Source organism: Streptomyces geranii (assembly GCF_002954775.1).
GTDB classification, from domain to species: domain Bacteria; phylum Actinomycetota; class Actinomycetes; order Streptomycetales; family Streptomycetaceae; genus Streptomyces; species Streptomyces geranii.
On record NZ_PJME01000030.1, the window covers coordinates 1 to 15482 of the forward strand.

Annotated in this window: 14 protein-coding genes; 7 read left to right on the forward strand and 7 right to left on the reverse strand. The window is 69.3% G+C overall.

Annotated features, from left to right (window positions below; all coding sequences use genetic code 11):
- Positions 1–356 precede the first annotated feature (356 nt).
- The 5 genes from CW359_RS28775 to CW359_RS28795 are packed head-to-tail and all read right to left on the reverse strand — an operon-like array spanning position 357 to position 5746.
- Positions 357–1619, reverse strand: coding sequence for a glucarate dehydratase family protein (locus CW359_RS28775; RefSeq protein ID WP_105973095.1), 1263 nt, complete (start codon positions 1617–1619; stop codon positions 357–359).
- Complete coding sequence (locus CW359_RS28780; RefSeq protein WP_105973096.1) at positions 1616–2524, reverse strand: 5-dehydro-4-deoxyglucarate dehydratase; 909 nt, start codon at positions 2522–2524, stop codon at positions 1616–1618. The genes CW359_RS28775 and CW359_RS28780 overlap by 4 nt, the downstream gene beginning before the upstream one ends.
- 47 nt (positions 2525–2571) lie before the next feature.
- Entirely contained in the window at positions 2572–3516 is a 945-nt protein-coding gene (locus tag CW359_RS28785; protein WP_105973097.1) for a carbohydrate ABC transporter permease, read from the reverse strand.
- Positions 3513–4424, reverse strand: coding sequence for a carbohydrate ABC transporter permease (locus tag CW359_RS28790; RefSeq protein ID WP_105973098.1), 912 nt, complete (start codon positions 4422–4424; stop codon positions 3513–3515). The genes CW359_RS28785 and CW359_RS28790 overlap by 4 nt, the downstream gene beginning before the upstream one ends.
- A complete protein-coding gene (locus CW359_RS28795; protein WP_105973099.1) occupies positions 4421–5746 on the reverse strand; it encodes a sugar ABC transporter substrate-binding protein in 1326 nt (441 codons plus the stop codon). Before CW359_RS28795 ends, CW359_RS28790 begins: the two co-directional genes overlap by 4 nt.
- Before the next feature lie 166 nt (positions 5747–5912).
- On the opposite strand from CW359_RS28795, the gene CW359_RS28800 reads away from it, so the two are divergent.
- The 3 genes from CW359_RS28800 to CW359_RS28810 all read left to right on the forward strand — a co-directional run bounded on the left by CW359_RS28800 (position 5913) and on the right by CW359_RS28810 (position 9294).
- Positions 5913–6887 (forward strand): hypothetical protein, encoded by a 975-nt coding sequence (locus tag CW359_RS28800; protein ID WP_105973100.1) that lies wholly within the window; start codon positions 5913–5915, stop codon positions 6885–6887.
- 83 nt (positions 6888–6970) lie between these two features.
- Positions 6971–7792, forward strand: coding sequence for an SAM-dependent methyltransferase (locus CW359_RS28805; RefSeq protein ID WP_105973101.1), 822 nt, complete (start codon positions 6971–6973; stop codon positions 7790–7792).
- A gap of 140 nt (positions 7793–7932) precedes the next feature.
- Positions 7933–9294, forward strand: a complete 1362-nt coding sequence (locus CW359_RS28810; protein WP_105973102.1) for a S1 family peptidase — start codon at positions 7933–7935, stop codon at positions 9292–9294.
- 139 nt (positions 9295–9433) lie between these two features.
- Here the strand turns inward: CW359_RS28810 and CW359_RS28815 are convergent, their stop codons facing one another.
- Positions 9434–9619: a hypothetical protein gene (locus CW359_RS28815; RefSeq protein WP_105973103.1), complete on the reverse strand. Its 186-nt coding sequence runs from the start codon at positions 9617–9619 to the stop codon at positions 9434–9436.
- A 49-nt stretch (positions 9620–9668) separates the two neighbouring features.
- Positions 9669–10850 carry an ROK family transcriptional regulator gene (locus CW359_RS28820; RefSeq protein WP_105973104.1) on the reverse strand — a complete coding sequence of 394 codons (1182 nt, stop codon included), beginning with the start codon at positions 10848–10850 and terminating at the stop codon, positions 9669–9671.
- 182 nt (positions 10851–11032) lie between these two features.
- On the opposite strand from CW359_RS28820, the gene CW359_RS28825 reads away from it, so the two are divergent.
- Genes CW359_RS28825 through CW359_RS28840 form a run of 4 tightly spaced genes read left to right on the forward strand, consistent with a single transcriptional unit; the run spans position 11033 to position 15480 of the window.
- On the forward strand, positions 11033–11935 hold the full coding sequence (locus CW359_RS28825) for a carbohydrate ABC transporter permease (protein ID WP_105973105.1): 903 nt from the start codon (positions 11033–11035) through the stop codon (positions 11933–11935).
- A 17-nt stretch (positions 11936–11952) separates the two neighbouring features.
- Positions 11953–12909 (forward strand): carbohydrate ABC transporter permease, encoded by a 957-nt coding sequence (locus CW359_RS28830; protein ID WP_105973106.1) that lies wholly within the window; start codon positions 11953–11955, stop codon positions 12907–12909.
- Between the two features lie 22 nt (positions 12910–12931).
- Entirely contained in the window at positions 12932–14269 is a 1338-nt protein-coding gene (locus tag CW359_RS28835) for an ABC transporter substrate-binding protein (protein WP_105973107.1), read from the forward strand.
- Between the two features lie 14 nt (positions 14270–14283).
- Positions 14284–15480: a Gfo/Idh/MocA family protein gene (locus CW359_RS28840; RefSeq protein ID WP_105973108.1), complete on the forward strand. Its 1197-nt coding sequence runs from the start codon at positions 14284–14286 to the stop codon at positions 15478–15480.
- Positions 15481–15482 lie beyond the last annotated feature (2 nt).

Consider the following 15482-nt stretch of genomic DNA (forward strand, 5'->3'; position numbering starts at 1 on the left):
GGCGCGAACACCTCCCCGGCGAACTCCTCCAACCGGCCACGACACGCTGAGAGTTCATCTGCCCTCATCCCTGCAGAGAAGCACCAGCCTGCCGCCGCGACAAGAGACCTAACAAAGCCCTACTAGGACCTGTCGTTTGGATCACGTCTGGGCCGCGGGGTGTGGCACGCACATCTGCCGCGTTGTCGTCACTCGCCGACGCTCCGCGTCGACTCCCTCCTCCGCCTTGCAGCTGCACGCACCACACCCCGCTCACCGGCAGAAACACGGCACCGCAGCCCGGAGCCGACGTGATCCAAACGACAGGCCCTAGGCGCCGGGACCCGATCCGGCGCCCGCCTCTCCCTTGCCTACCGTCACCAGCGCGGCAGTCGCTTCTCGTACTCCGGCCTGATCCGCCGCATGTACCCGGTGTCGTCCCGGTCCCGGATGCCGGAGTCGAGGTAGCGGCGGTGGGCCCGGGCGAGGGCGTCGGGGTCCAGCTCGACGCCCAGGCCGACGCCGGTCGGCACCTTCACCGCGCCGTCGCGGACCTCGATGGCGCCGGGGACGATGACGTCGTCGGCCGAGTTCCACGGGTAGTGCGTGTCGCAGGAGTGCGCCAGGTTGGGGATCGCGGCGCCGACATGGGTCATCGCGGCGAGGCTGATGCCCAGGTGCGAGTTGGAGTGCATGGACAGTTCGATGCCGAACGCCTCGCAGACGGCGGCCAGTTGGCGGGTCCGGCGCAGTCCGCCCCAGTAGTGGTGGTCGGTGAGGAGGACCTGGATCGCGTTCTGCTCGACGGCGGGCCGCAGGTGTTCCCAGGCGATCACGCACATGTTGGTGGCGAGCGGCATCGGCGCGTCCTTCGCGACCTCGGCCATGCCCGGGATGGTGGCGGTCGGGTCCTCCAAGTACTCGATGACACCGTCGAGTTCACGGGCGACGTACTTCGAGGTCTCCACCGTCCAGGCGGTGTTGGGGTCCAGGCGCAGGGGCTGGCCCGGGAAGGCCTCGGCGAGCGCCTTCATCGCGGCGATCTCCTCGTCGGGCGGGAAGACTCCCCCCTTGAGCTTGAACGAGGTGAATCCGTACCGCTGTTGCATCAGGCGGGCCTGTGCGACGACCCCGGCCGGGTCCAGCGCCTCGCCCCACTCGTCGCCGATGGCCTCGCGGCCGTCGAGGGCGGGGTGTTCGGCCCACTTGTAGAAGAGGTACGCGGCGAAGGGCACCGCGTCCCTGACCTTGCCGCCGAGCAGGTCGGTGACCGGGCGGCCGAGCAGCTTGCCCTGGGCGTCGAGACAGGCGACCTCGACGGCCGAGGTGGCCCAGCCCCGGTCGTGCGAGCGGGGCACGGTCGGTGCGAGGACGGCGTCGATCGCGGCGGCGATGGCGGTCGTGTCGAAGACGTCCATGCCGACGACGACCTTCGCGGCCTCGTGCAGCCGTTCGAGGCGGGCGGTGCCGCCGGGTGACTCGCCGAGGCCCACCGTGCCGTCCTCCAGGACGAGTTGGAGGACGCAGCGCAGGGCGAGCGGCTCGTGCACCCCGTCGGCGTTCAGCAGCGGCGGGTCGCTGAACGCGATGGGGGTGACGACGAGTTCGCGGATTCGGGTGCCGACTCCGGTACTGCTCATGCGCGGACCGCCTCCAGACCGTGGTCGATGAGTTTCGCCAGCCGGGCCAGGTGCTCCGGCGTCGGGTCGAGCAGCGGGGCACGGACGCCGCCGACGTCCAGGCCCCTCAGGGTCACCCCGGCCTTGACCAGGGCCACCGCGTATCCCGGTACCTCGTCGCGGAGTTCGACGAGAGGACCGTAGAACTCGTCAAGGAGCTTGGTGACCAGGGCCTGGTCCCCCTCCCCCAGCGCCCGGTGGAACGCGGTGGCGATCTCCGGGGCGAAGGCGAACACGGCTGACGAGTAGAGGTCGACGCCGACGCCCTGGTAGGCGGCGGCCGTCATCTCGGCGGTGGGCAGGCCGTTGAAGAAGGCGAAGTCCTCGCCGCCGGGGAGTGCGCGGATCGCGCGCACGATGCGGTGCATGCGTTCGAGGTCGCCGAGGCCGTCCTTGAGGCCGACCACTCCGGGCAGCGAGGCGATCTCGACCGCCGTGGCCTCGGTGAGGCGGGCGGTGCCCCGCTGGTAGAAGATCACCGGGAGCGCGGCAGCCGACGCCACCTCACGTGCGTACCGGACGAGGCCCTGCTGCGGCGCGGTCACCAGATACGGCGGCAGCAGCAGGACGCCGTCGGCACCGGCCTCCCGGATACGGGCCGCCTGGTCGAGGGCGACGGGCAGCGGACCGCCGGCGGCGGCCAGCACCGGGACGCGGCCGGCCGTCGTGGCGACCGCGATCCTGGTCGCCTGCTCGATCTCGGCCGAGGTCAGCGCGTGGAACTCACCGGTGCCGCAGGCGACGAACACGCCACCGGCCCCGGCCGCGACCCCGGCCTCGATGTGCCGGGCGAGGAGTTCCCCGTCCAGCGCTCCGTCCGCCCCGAAGGGCGTGACCGGAAAGAACAGCACTCCTTGGAACTTCATGTCTCCCTCAAACGTGGGGGGTTGATGGGGTGTCAGCCCGTGTCGTGTCAGCCCTTGGTCGCGCCGGCCGCGATGCCGGAGACCAGCGAGCGCTGGAGGAGCAGATAGACGATCAGGCTGGGTACGAGGGCGATGACCGCGCCCGCGAGGACCACCCCGGAGCCGACCTCGGGGTCGGTGCGCAGGACGGACAGGGCGACGGTGACCGTGTAGTCGGTGGGGTCCTTGGCGGCGATCAGCGGCAGCAGGTACTGGTCCCAGATCATGATGAAGCCGAGGACACCGGCCACCCCGAGCGCCGGCTTGCACAGCGGCAGCACGATCTGCCACAGCATGCGCAGCTCGCCCACACCGTCGAGACGCGCGGCCTCCTCGATCTCGTCGGGGATGTCCTTCATGAACTCGGTCAGCATCATCACCGAGAAACCCCAGGCACCCAGCGGCAGGATGACGCCCCAGACGGTGCCCTTGAGGTCGAGGTGGACCACCGGGACGTCACCGAGGACCAGGGACAGCGGGATCGCGATGACCTCCTCGGGGAGCATCATCGTCAGCATGAACAGGGTGAGGACCAGGGCCTGGCCCCGGAAGCGGTGTCTGGCCAGGGCGTAGGCGGCGAGCGTGCAGACCACGAGCTGGAGGAGCAGTCCGCCGCCCGCGATGACGAGCGAGTTGGAGAAGTAGTCCCAGATGCCGCGCTCTCCGGCGACCGTGAAGTTCAGCAGCGTGCTGTCGTGCGGGAGGAAGGACAGGGAGGAGCCGCTGGCGTTCTTGGTGAAGGCGCCGGAGAGGATCGCCAGGAAGGGCACGGCGAAGATGCCCAGGGCTGTCGCGCAGAGCAGGATGCGCAGGGCCCAGGCGGCACCCGGCTTGTCGTTCCAGCCGAGGGCGGTGTCGAAGCGGGCCGGGGTGGTCCGCTGCCCCTTGCCGGACCGTTTCGGCGCCGGCCGCGGAACCGTCGTACGGACGGGGTCGATGACGGGGGCGCTCATCGCGCGTCTCCCCTCTTGCGGAAGTGGTTGACCGTGACGGTGAGCAGCAGCGTCACGCAGAGCAGCACGACGGAGGCCGCGGAGGCGCCGCCGATGTCGTTGCGGGTGAAGCCGAGGGTGTAGGCGCGGGTCATCCAGACCTCGGTGGACCCGGCGGGGCCGCCGCCGGTGAGGACGTAGACCTCGGTGAAGACGCGCAGTCCGCGGATGGTGGCGAGGGTGAGCACGATCATGAGCGCCGGGCGGATCGCCGGGAGCGTGACGTGGCGCAGCCGCTGCCAGAGCGAGACGCCGTCCATCGCAGCCGCCTCGTACAGCGAGCGGTCCACACCGGCGAGACCGGCCAGGAGGATCACCATGTTGTAGGGCGCCCAGATCCAGATGCCCATCGCCATCGTCGAGTACAGCGCGATGTCCGGGTTGTCGAGGAACTGGACCGGGCCGAGGCCGAGCAGGTGCAGGCCGCTGTTGAGAAGGCCGTCGGAGGTCGGGTAGTACATCAGCCGCCACAGCTCACCGACGACCGCGGTCGCGGTGACCGCCGGCAGGAAGACCGCCGTACGCAGGATCTTCAGCGAGCGCGTCTGGCCTTCGAGCAGCAGGGCGAGGGCGAAACCGAGGAGGATCGCGCCGAGGGACTGGCCGATGCCCAGGATCAGGGTGTGTCCGATGGCGTCCTGGAAGCGGTGGTCGGTCAGGACCCGGGTGTAGTTGTCGAGGCCGGTCCACTTGTCGCCGAGGAAGGGCCGGACGTCGAAGAAGCTGAGCCAGACGCCCTTGGCCATCGGCCAGAACTTGAAGACGAGGGCGAGCAGCAGGCCGGGGGCGAGGAACAGCCACGGCACCACGGACTTCCTGGTCGGGCCCCGGCCCCTGCGTGTCGCGGGGGTGGTCACGGTAGCGGTCATTTCAGCAGGTCCTGGTCCTTGAGGTCGCCGTCGAGGGTCTCGTTCAGCTCCTTGAGCTGGGAGCGGACGTCGCCGCCGCAGTAGGTGAAGATCGCGTTGAGGCTGTCGGCGGTGTCCTGCTTGATGGGGGCGAAGTCCGGCGCGTTCGGGAACTGCTGGGAGGCGTCCTCGTATGCCTTCTGTACGACGCTCCAGCGCGGGTCGTCGCGGACGGTGGCCGCGTCGAGCGTGGAGTTCACCGGGATGCGTACGACGGGCTGGTTCTCGCCGGTCATGGCGAGCTGCTGGCCCTCGGCGGAGATCAGGAAGGCGGCGAGGGCCTGTTCCTGCTTGGTCTTGCCGGTCCTGGCGCCGAAGTAGATGTTCTCGCCGTCGGCCAGTACGTCGCCGCCCGCCGGGCCCGCCGGGGCCGGGACGACCTCGTACTTGTCCTTGCCGAGGGTCTGGTCGAAGGTGGCGATGTTGTACGGGCCGGTCAGGTACATCCCGGCGTTGCCGTCCTGGAAGTTGGTGGCGGTGCCGGTGACCGCGGTCAGGGCGCCGGGCTGGGTGACAGCGTTGTCACCGCAGAACAGGTTGTCCTTCATCCAGGTCACGGCGTTGACGGCGGCGGCCGAGTCCATGGCCGCCTTGTAGGTGCCCTTGCCGTCGGGTTCGACGATCTTCGCGCCGCCCTGCCAGAGGAAGCTGGAGCCCCACCAGGCGGCGTAGCCGTTCTGGGCGCTGCCGGGGACGACCATGCCGTAGGTGTCGGCCTTGCCGTCGCCGTCCGGGTCGCGGGTGGCGAAGGCCTTGGCGACGCTCAGCATCTCCTGCCAGGTGGTGGGGGCCTTGAGGCCGAGCTTCGCCAGCCAGTCCTTCCTGATCATCAGGGTCTGGGCCTGGCGGGAGTAGGGGATGCCGTAGTGGCTGCCGTCGATGCCGACGGTCGAGGACCAGGACTTGGCGGTGATCTGATCGTGGCCCGCGATCGAGTCCGGGTCGATGACCTTGAGCAGGCCCTGGCTCTGGTAACTGCCCATCAGCGCCGTGTCGTTGATCATGACGTCCGGCAGGTCCCTGGTGGACGCGCGGCTCTGCAGCTGCTGATCGAAGTTGATGACCGGCTGGTAGTCGATCTTGATGCCGGTCTTCTTGGTGAAGGCCGCGAACACCCGCTCATAGGTGGCCGCGGGGTCCGGGTTGCTCCGGGTCCACACCTCCAGCGTGTTCGGGTCACCGCCGGAGGTGTCGGAGCCGGCTCCGCAGGCCGCCGTTCCGAACGCGAGCCCTGTGGCGACGAGCCCTGCGGCCAGGCGGCGACTTCGTCGGCGAACGCCCATGGAAGTTCTCCGTTCATATTCGTGAACGCCTTTCACGAATCTAAATGATCGCTGTAAGCTACGAACGGTTTCATCCGTATGTCAATACATGGCCGGGAGTTTTCACGGACGTCACACCACCCGCACCGGCCCGATAACCAGGTGCCCTCCCGCACCCCCGTGGGGGATGCTGGCCGGTGTGACCGAGATCGCCTGCGACGAGTCGGGGTCGGACGGCGAGAACCTGACCGGCGGGAACACCGACGTCTTCGCGCACGGCAGTGTGGACGTGCCCATGGCGGACGCGGCGGCGGCGATCCGGGAGATCCGCGACCGCATCCGCTCGCCCGCCGAGGAGTACAAGGCCAACCATCTGCTCCGGGAGAAGCACCGGGCGGTCCTGGAGTGGCTGCTCGCACCGTCGGGGCCGCTGCACGGACGCGCGTACGTCCACCTCACGGAGAAGACCTTCTTCATGGTCGAGCGGGTCGTCGACCTGCTCCTCGGCGACCCGTCCCCCGCCGCTCCCCTCTTCCGCGCGGGCGCACCCGCCTTCGGGCCCGAGCCCTGGAAGGCGTTCCTGGCGGCGACCAACGCCCTGCTCCGGGTACGGGGCGACACCGACGCCGGTCCGGCGGCGCCCGTGGACGCGTTCGCGCACGCGGTGGACGCCCTGGCCGAGCGGGCGCCCGCGTTCGGGGACCAGGAGGTGACGGATGTGCTGAAGCTGCTCGGCGGCGCCCGCTCCCGGGCCGCGGACCACCGGGCCCGGCTGCTCGCCGCGCCCGCGCTGAACCCCGTACTGAACCCGCTGCTGCCCGCGATCGTGCGGACGGCCGCACGCTGGAGCGCGGGCGGCGGGGCCGTCGTCCTTGTGCACGACCGGCAGAACATGCTGACGGACGAACGCATCGAGTGGCTCAAGGAGACCGCCCGGATCGACGGGCTGCGGCTGGTCGTCGCGCGGGACGACACGCGGGTCCAGCTGGCCGACTTCCTCGCCGGGATAGCGCGCAGCGTCGCCTCCCACGAGCTGAACGGACGCGGTGACGCGACACTCACGGCGCTGCTGCGGCCGTATGTGGACTGCGGTCGCGCGTGGGGTTCCGTCTGGGGCGACGAGCGCAGCGGGGAGCGGCTCTTCGGGGCTGTTCGGAACTGATCCGTCAGGACCCTCGCCAACATCAACAACCTTGTCTAGATTGCCGGTTGACACTCCTCCGCAGGCACTCAGGAGCCGTATCCGTGCCCGAGAACTCGCCGGCCGCCTCGCTGCACTCGCGGATCAACTCGCGACAGCCGCACACGGCCCGCATCTGGAACTACTGGCTGGGCGGCCGGGATCACTACGAGGTCGACCGCGCGGCCGGTGACCGGATACGTGAACTGCACCCGGGCATCGGCGAGTACGCCCGCGCGGACCGGCTCTTCCTCGGCCGGGCCGTACGGCACCTGGTCACGGCGTGCGGAATCCGCCAGTTCCTGGACATCGGGACGGGGTTGCCGACCGCCGACAACACGCACGAGGTGGCCCAGCGGATCGCGCCGGACGCCCGGGTCGTGTACGTGGACAACGATCCGCTGGTCATGGTGCACGCCCGCGCGCTGCTCACCAGCACCCCCGAGGGGCGTACCGACCATCTCGACGAGGATCTGCGCAACGTCGACGCGATCCTCGAACAGGCCGCGCGCACCCTGGACTTCACCCGGCCGATCGCCCTGATGCTGCTCGGCGTGGTGATCTTCCTCGGGGACGACGAGGATCCGTACGGCGTCGTACGACGGCTGCTGGACGGTCTGCCCCCGGGCAGCCATCTCGCGCTCTCGCACACCATCACCGGGCCCAGGCTGGCCGAGGTGGACGCGGCGGTCCGCTACTGGAACGCGCACGGCACGCCCCGGCTGGTCCAGCGCACCCCGGAGGCGGTCTCGCGCTTCTTCGACGGCCTCGAACTGCTGGAGCCGGGGGTCGTCTCGTGCTCGCGCTGGCGGGTGGACAGGCCCTGCCCCGGGGAGGACGAACCGGCCGAGGTCGCCATGTACTGCGGGGTGGCGCGCAAACCCTGACCGGATCCTGGACCGGGCGGGACGGGATCTTGGACGCGGTGAACACGAACACCGGCTGCCACGTATGGAAGTGAGGGCCACTCAACGACCGGAGGGCTCCGCGGTGTCGACACCGCGCATTCAGGGTTCGGGAGCCATTGATGAGGCACGCACGACGACGGATCGTCCGGCGAGCGACACGGCTGGCGGCCGTCGGCGGAGTCATCCTCGGCGGATTAATGGTCACCCAGGCCGTGGCGAGCGAACCCCCACAGACCACGAACCTGCCCCTCAGTTCCGCCCGCGCGGCCGGTACCACCGGTACCGGTCTCGTCGACGAGCTGGGCACCGCCCGTACGGCGGGCAGTTGGATAGCCGCCGACGGGAAACCGGTCGTCGCGGTGACCGACGAGGAGGCGGCGGCGGAGGTCAAGAAGGCGGGCGCCAGGCCCAAGGTCGTGGACTACAGCATGGACACCCTCAAGTCCGCGACGGAGACGCTGCGTTCGGCACCGCGTGTGGCGGGCACGGCGTGGTCGGTCGACTACACGAAGAACGAGGTGGTCGTCCAGGCCGACACCACGGTGTCGAAGGCCGACTGGGCCAAGCTGTCCGCGGTCGCCAAGGAGATCGGCGGCTCGGTACGCATGGAGCGCACCCGGGGCACCTTCACCACCCGCATCAACGCCGCCCAGCCCATCCTGTCGACGGGCGGGCGCTGTTCGGCGGGCTTCAACGTGACCAACGGGACGGCCGACTTCATCCTGACCGCCGGTCACTGCGGGCCGAACGGCTCGGTGTGGTTCTCGGACACCGGGGGCGCGCAGGAGATCGGCAAGACGATCAGCAGCAGCTTCCCGATCAACGACTACTCGCTGGTGCAGTACGACGGCGGCTCGGCCGGCGACGGCGCCGACGTCGTCTCCATCGGCAACGGCCGGGGCGTGCGGATCACGGGCGCGGCCGACGCGACCGTCGGGCAGAAGGTGTTCCGCAGCGGCAGCACGACCGGGCTGCGCAACGGTGAGGTGACCGGGCTCAACGCCACGGTCAACTACCCGGAGGGCACGGTGTCGGGCCTGATCGAGACCACCGTGTGCGCCGAATCCGGCGACAGCGGCGGCCCGTTGTTCTCCGAGGGCATCGCCCTCGGGATCACCTCGGGCGGCAACGGCGACTGCACACGCGGCGGTACGACGTTCTTCCAGCCGGTGACGAAGGCGTTGAGCGCGCTCAACGTCCGGTTGATCGGGCAGGCGGGACAGGCGGTCGCGCCCGCGCCTGCCGCGACGGCCTCGCAGAGCGCGATCGCCCCTGGGGACGCGCAGCCCGGTTCAGTGACCCCGGTCACGGGCGGGTCCGCGGGTGAGGCGCTCCTTGAGCGGTTGTCCGATCCGAAGAACGTGGGGCCGGGGTTGCTGATCGTGGGGGGCAGCCTGATCGCGCTGGTCGCTACGCGGTGGTTCCGGGTGGAGCAGGATCGGCGGGACTACCGGCGGTCGTATGCGGCTACCTGGCGTTGAGTCGAGTACTCCGTCGGCCGGGTGGTTCGTCGCCATCCGGCCGGTGGGGGCTGGGCGCGCAGTTCCCCGGGTGTGCGCACGCACAAAAGGCCGGGGCTTCGTCGCCCCGGCCCTGCTGCTGAGATGTTGAACTGGATGGTTACGCGTCGCGTCCGGGGTGCGGGGAGACCGCGGCCCATTCGGCTACGAGCTGCTGATACGTCAGCCGCTGCTCGGTGCTGAGGATCCCGCCCGACCGGAACCACAGGGCCCGGATCTCTTCGTTGACGTCGGCTGCCGATCGATCAGGGGCGGATTGAAGAGTGATGGACATGCTGTGAAGCATATGACGACACCACGGAAAGCCGAATCGGTTAAAACAGACTTTTCCGGCATCACGGACCGTGTTGCTGATCACGTCCGTCGGCCGCCCCGAGCACCAGTACCTGGATGGCGAGTACGGCCGCCCCGCGCGCCCAGTCATGGAAGTCGGAGACCTTCGTCTCCAGGTTGACCGGGTCCGCGAGGGGGTGCCGCTGGGCGCGGATGCTCGCCTCGACCGCTCCCCCGGCCGCCTCCACAAGTCCGACACCTTCTCCGGCCAGCAGGATCTTCTCGGGCATCGCGAAGTTGGCGATCTGGGCGACCAGGGTGCCGAGGGCGTGGGCCGCCTCGTCGACGACCCGGGCGGCCATGGGGTCACCTTCGACGGCCCGGGCGAGGATCTCGTCGTAGGTCAGGTCCTGGCCGGTGGCTGCGCGGAGCTGGTAGCGGATGCTCGGGATGGTGAGCAGGGAGATGGCGCTGCCGCGCTCCCCCTCGGGGGTGAGCGGGCCGTTCGGGTTGACGATCCAGCGGCGTCCGATGCCCCGGCCGTCCTCGGAGGACGGGACCCGCCGGCCGCCGTTGACCAGGCCGTAGCCGAGGCCCGCTCCTATCGTGAGGACGGCGAAGCGGTCCAGGCCCCGGCCCGCGCCGAACCAGCTCTCGGCCTCGACGAGGGCGTTGACGTCGTTCTCGACGACCACTCGCAGCCCGGTGCGCTCCTCGACGAGGGCGGCGAGCGGGACGTCGTACCAGTCGAGGAAGACGGAGTCGGCGACCACGGCGCGGTTCTCGACGCGTCCGCCGACGCCGATCCCGACGCCGGCGACGGCGGGGTGGGCGGCGGTCAGCTCGGCGGCCAACTCGGCCACCACGTCGGCGACTTGAGCCGGTTCATGGGTGGTGAGGGGCCGGTCCAGGCGGGCGACGACCTCGCTGCGGAGGGTGGTGACGACGCCGTAGACCATGTCCTCGGTGATCTTGAAGCCGAGGAAGGCGCGGGACTCGGCGACGACGTCGAGCGGCTGCGAGGGGCGCCCCTGGCGGACCTCGGCGGGGGTGCCGGCGTCGGGCACCTCGACGAGGAGGCCCGATTCGAGCAGCGGCTTGGTCAGCCGGGTGAGGCTGCCGGCCGAGAGGTCCAGCCGTCGGGCCAGTTCGGCGCGGGACAGCGGGCCGTGGACGAGCACCTCGATCGCCACCGAGCGCTCACCGGCGCTCAGCGGCGGCCAGCCGTCGGCCAGTGCGGTCATGACGATCAGACCCCTCACCTTTTCTTTTGCTCTGAAACTAACAGAGCGATCATACGTCTCGATCCGACTGGATCACTGTCCCGAAAAAGATATCTCCCCGCACCTTGACGGATGGATTCTTTCGCCTCGAAAGTAAGTGCCCTGAGGACGAGCCGCCGACGAGCAGACGAGGGAGTCGCTCCATGACTGTCGCCTCCACCAGCCCACCCCTGCGTCGACCACGCGGCGACGGCGCGCTAGCGGCGCTGTTCGTCGCTCCGGCGATGCTGGGCTTCCTGGTGTTCCTGCTCTGGCCGACGCTGCGGGGCGTCTACCTGAGCTTCACCCGCTTCAACCTGCTGACCCCCGCCGAGTGGGTGGGGCTCGACAACTACGTCCGGATGGTCAACGACCCTATCTTCTGGGACTCGCTGACAGTGACCGTCGAGTACGTCGCCATCAACATCGGTGTCCAGACGGTGTCGGCGCTCGCCATCGCCGTACTGCTCCAGCGGCTGACCCAGTCGGCGGTGCTGCGCGGGATCGTGCTCACCCCCTATCTGATGTCGAACGTCGTCGCGGGCATCGTCTGGCTCTGGATCCTCGACACCCAGCTCGGCATCGGCAACGAGATCATCGCGGGCCTCGGCTTCGACCGGATCCCGTTCCTCGCGGACGAGACCTGGGCGATCCCGACGATCGCGCTGATCAACGTCTGGCGGCACGTCGGCTACACAGCCCTGCTGCTCTTCGCGGGACTCCAGGCCATCCCGAACGACATGTACGAGGCCGCCAAGGTGGACGGCGCGAGCGAGTGGCGGATGTTCTGGCGCATCACGATGCCCCTGCTGCGGCCCATCCTCGCGGTGGTGCTGATCATGACGGTGATCGGTTCGTTCCAGGTGTTCGACACCGTCGCGGTGACGACGGCGGGCGGTCCGGCGAACGCCACCAACGTCCTGCAGTACTACATCTACGGCTCCGCCTTCGGCCGCTTCCAGTTCGGCTACGCCTCCGCGATGTCGGTGGCCCTGCTGGTCGTGCTGAGCGCGATCACCTTCCTCCAGTACCGGCTCACCCGGGCCGGCCACACCGACCTCGGCTGACCGGAAGGAGCGACACAATGACAACTCCGACAACGCTGACCTCACCGGCTCCGGCCCCGGCGCCGACACCGACCAGAGCCGTCGTACTACCGCCGCGGCCCAGGCCCACTCTCGGGCGGATCGCCGCCTGGGCGGTACTGGCCGCGATCATGCTGGTCACCCTGCTGCCGTTCTACTGGATCCTGCGCACCGCCCTGTCCACCAACACCGGCCTCGCGGCGAACCCCGCCGACCCGCTGCCGGTGGGCCTCACCACCGGCGGGTTCGAGCGGGCACTCGGGCTCCAGTCGACCAAGGAGGCCATCGCGCAGGGCGGTGCGGGCGGCAGCCTGGACTTCTGGCGCTATCTCCTCAACTCGGTGATCGTGTCGACCCTGATCACCGGCTGCCAGATCTTCTTCTCGGCGATGGCCGCCTACGCCTTCGCCCGGCTGCGCTGGCGGGGCCGGGACACCGTCTTCGGGCTGTTCCTGGCGGGCCTGATGGTCCCGGCGATCTTCACCCTCCTCCCGAACTTCGTGCTCATCAAGCAACTCGGCCTGATCGACAGCCTGTTGGGCATCTCTCTGCCGACGATGTTCATGACGCCGTTCGCGGTGTTCTTCCTGCGGCAGTTCTTCATGAACGTGCCCCGGGAGGTGGAGGAGGCGGCCCTCCTCGACGGCGCCGGGAAGATCCGGATCTTCTTCAGGGTGATGCTGCCGATGGCGTCGACGCCCGTCGTCACGCTGGGCGTTCTGACGTACATCACCTCCTGGAACGACTACTTCTGGCCGCTGATGGTGTCCTACACCGACAACTCGCGCCTGCTCACCGTGGCGTTGGCCATGTTCCGCGCGCAGACACCGCAGACCGGCTACGACTGGTCCGGTCTGATGGCGGCCACTCTCATCGCCGCCCTCCCGATGCTCGTGCTCTTCGGCTTCTTCGCACGGCGCATCGTCAGCTCCATCAGCTTCACCGGCGTCAAGTAAGGGGACAGGGATGCGAATTCACATGCGAACGGTCGGCGCGCTGACCGGGGCGCTGGCGCTGTCCCTGGTGACCGGCTGCGCCCAGGGCGGCACGGCCGGGTCGGACGGCAAGACCGTGACGTACTGGCTGTGGGACGCCAGCCAGCAACCCGCGTATCAGGCCTGCGCGAAAGGGTTCGAGAAGGAGAACCCTGGCCTGAAGGTGAAGATCACCCAGCTGGGCTGGGGCGACTACTGGACCAAGCTCACCGCGAGCTTCATCGCGGGCACCGAGCCGGACGTCTTCACCGACCACATCCAGAAGTTCGGCCAGTTCGCCGACCTGAACGTGCTGGAACCGCTGGACGACCTGGACATCGACGACTCCGCCTACCAGACGGGCCTCGCCGCCAACTGGAAGGGCCAGGACGGCCATCAGTACGGGACACCCAAGGACTGGGACACCGTCGCCCTCTTCTACAACCGGAAGCTGACCGACGCGGCCGGGCTCACCGGCGACCAGCTCAACTCCCTCTCCTGGAACCCGAAGGACGGCGGCACCTTCGAGAAGGCCATCGCGCACCTGACCGTCGACAAGAACGGCAAACGCGGGGACGAGCAGGGCTTCGACAAGGACAACGTCAAGGTCTACGGGCTGGCCACGGGCGGCGCCGGTGACGGCGACGGCCAGACCACCTGGAGCCCGTTCGCCGCCTCGGCAGGCTGGAACTACACGGACAAGGCCCGCTGGGGCACCAAGTACCAGTACGACAGCGAGACCTTCCAGTCGGTGATCGACTGGTACTTCGGCCTGGCGAAGAAGGGCTACCTCGCGCCCTTCACCGACTACACCGACGGCGCGAACCCGGCCAACGCCCAGCTCGCCTCCGGCAAGGCGGCGGCCTCCTTCGACGGTGCCTGGATGATCTCCACGTACTACGGCACCAAGGGCCTCGACGTCGGCACCGCGCCCACGCCGACCGGCCCGACCGGGAAGCGGGCCACCATGATGAACGGCCTCGCCGACTCGGTCACCAAGAACGCCCCCAACAAGGAGGGCGCGAAGAAGTGGGTGCGCTACCTGGCCTCCGACGAGTGCCAGAAGACCGTCGGCGGCTACGGGATCGTCTTCCCCGCCACCCCTGACGGCACCAAGGCGGCTGTGGCGGCGTACAAGAAGAAGGGCATCGACGTGTCCGCGTTCACCGAACCGGTCACCGACAAGAAGAACTCCGCCACCTTCTCCTTCCCGGTCACCGACTACGCGGCGGACGTGTACGCCCTGATGCGCCCCGCGATGCAGGACGTCTTCGCCAACGACGCCCCGGTGAGCGGGCTCGACTCGACCAACGACCAGATCAATCTCATCCTCGGCCAGTGAAAGGCACACACTTCATGACGTTCTCCCTCGGCATCGTGGGCGCCGGGCAGTTCTCCGGCCAGTTCGCCAAGCTGTTCCTCGCCCATCCGGGCGTCGGCGACGTGTACGTGACCGACCTCCTGCCGGAGCGCGCGGAGCAACTGGCCGCCAGTGAAGGCCTGTCGGGCACCTTCCCGTCGTACGAGGCGATGCTGGAGTCGCCCGACATCGACGCGGTGGCGATCTTCACCCAGCGCTGGACCCACGGCCCGCTGGTCCTCCAGGGGCTCGGCGCGGGCAAGCACGTGTACTCGGCGGTGCCGATGGCGGTCACGGCGGAGGAGATCGGCGCGATCATCGACGCCGTGCGGGCGACCGGGCTCACCTACATGATGGGTGAGACGAGTCAGTACAACCCGGCGACCGTCCACGCCCGCAACCAGATCGCGGAGGGCGCCTTCGGCAGGATCTTCTACGCCGAGGGCGACTACGTCCACGACATGGACCTGGGGTTCTACGAGGCCTACCAGTACAGCGGCGGCGAGAACTGGAAGGCGACGGCCAGCTATCCCCCGCTCCTGTACCCGACGCACTCGGTGGGCGGGGTGCTCGGCGCCTGGCAGACGCACGCGGTGAGCGTGTCGGCGATCGGGGTGCGGGACGAGCGCGGCGACGGGGTGTTCGACAAGGAGGTCAGCCAGTTCGGCAACGACTACTCCAACGCGAGCGCGCTGTTCGAGGTGGCGGGCGGCGGTTCGTTCCGTACGAACGAGTTCCGCCGGGTCGGCTACCCGTCCCAGATCCGTGAGTCGCGGTTCCGGTTCTTCGGTACGGACGCGAGCATGGAGCAACTGGCCACGGTCGCCTTCTGGCAGGACAAGAAGGGGGTCACGGACATCAGCGAACTCCTGGAACCCAAGCCCACCCTGTCTCCTGACGATCCGTCACTCCAGCACATCGCGCCCGACCTGCGGGCCGCGTTCACCTCGGGCTCGGCCCCGGTGCACGACCGCTCGCGCCTGCCGAGGGAGTTCGACAACCTGCACAACGGCCACGAGGGCAGCCACCACTTCCTGGTGGACGACTTCGTGACGGCGGTCAACACCCGCACCCTGCCGCCGGTGAACGCGTGGGTGGCCGCCCGCTACACCCTGCCGGGCATCGTGGCGCACGACTCGGCGCGGCAGGACGGGGCGCGGCTGGCGATCCCGGACTTCGGAAACGCCCCCTGACG